The organism is Mesorhizobium sp. M0293, assembly GCF_040321735.1.
Lineage (GTDB): Bacteria > Pseudomonadota > Alphaproteobacteria > Rhizobiales > Rhizobiaceae > Mesorhizobium.
Window position 1 is genome coordinate 1 of sequence record NZ_JAMYSA010000276.1, and the last position, 1,392, is coordinate 1,392.

Consider the following 1,392-nt stretch of genomic DNA (forward strand, 5'->3'; position numbering starts at 1 on the left):
CTAATGCAGTTCACTTAAGCAAAGTTGGGTAAGATTTTTCGATCAGGATGGGGATTCGTTCCCATCCTGGTTGTGTTTTTGATGTCGCGTAGCATTGGACATTCTGTCGATTTATCGGCTGTTTCGCGGGCGATTGACCCGGCCTGGATAGCCCGGGCTCTCGCGGTTACAGGCAAGGCCAGTATTCGCAAGCGCAAGCTGCCGGCTGAGCAGGTCATTTGGCTGGTGATTGCGCTTGCGCTTTTCCGTCATCAGTCGATCCCGGAGGTGGTTGCCCATCTTGACCTGGTTTTGCCAGATGAGGTGAACCCGGACATCGCCAAGAGCGCGCTGACGCAAGCCCGGCAGCGCTTGGGGCGAGCCCCCCTGGCTCAGCTGTTTGCGATGAGTTCGGCCTGTTGGGACGAGCGTCATCAGGTGGGCCGGAGTTGGCGAGGTCTTGCGCGCTATGCGATGGACGGTAGCACCTTGCGCACCAGCGACAGCGCGGAAAACCGCGAACACTTCGGCGCCCAAGCCTACCCCGACGGCGTGGTGGCGAGCTATCCGCAGGTGCGGCTTCTCACTTTGACGGCGCTGGCCACCCATCTGGTTCGCGATGCGGTGTTCGGGATCTATGGCAAGAACGAGATGCTCTATGCCAAGGATCTGCTCGCCCAGGTTCCGGATCATTCCCTGACAGTCTTGGACAAGGGCTTCTTCAGCGCCAACCTGCTGTTGCTGCTTCAAACCAATGGGCAGCAGCGCCACTGGCTGATCCCCGCCAAAGGCAATCTCAAATGGGAGCGCCTCGATCCCAAAGGCAATGACTATCGGGTTCGGATGGCCGTCTCACCGCAGGCCCGCAAAGCCAATCCCGACCTGCCTCTCTTCTGGGAGGCCCGAGCCATCGAGACGATCTCCAGGCACGGGCGCAAGCGCATCTTGTTGACGTCGCTGATGGACACCAAGGCCTATCCCGCCAAGGAGATCGTCCATCAATATGAGGAACGCTGGCGGATCGAAACCAGCTACCGTGAGATCAAGCAGGAACTGCTCGGCAGCCAGATGACACTGCGCAGCGGCACCCCGGAGACAGTCTACCAGGAAATCTGGGGAGCCTTGCTGGCTTACAATATGGTCAGGCTGGAAATGGCCGAAGTCGCCGCCGAAGCCCAGGTCAGCCCAACACTGCTGAGCTTCACCACCGCGCTACACTATCTGCGCCATGAATGGGGCTGGATGGCCATCGAGGCCCCAGCCAAACTGCCCGCTCACCTCACCCGACTACGAAATCGATTGGGCGACCTGCTGCTCCCAACAAAACGGGGGCGAACATGCCCCCGTGTCGTTAAAAAACCGCCCCAACGCTACCAATTCAAGATCGTTAAGGTTCTTAAGTGAACCGCATTA

1 protein-coding gene is annotated in these 1,392 nt (G+C 59.0%); it reads left to right on the forward strand.

Going from position 1 to position 1,392, the window contains the following annotated elements:
* The first annotated feature begins 81 nt into the window (after positions 1 to 81).
* A complete protein-coding gene (locus NKJ06_RS35420) occupies positions 82 to 1,383 on the forward strand; it encodes an IS4 family transposase (RefSeq protein ID WP_352812571.1) in 1,302 nt (433 codons plus the stop codon).
* Positions 1,384 to 1,392: the final 9 nt, after the last annotated feature.

Excerpts from the sequence above, each read along its gene's own strand:
- NKJ06_RS35420 (WP_352812571.1), top strand. The coding sequence starts at position 82 with ATGTCGCGTAGCATTGGACATTCTGTCGATTTATCGGCTGTTTCGCGG.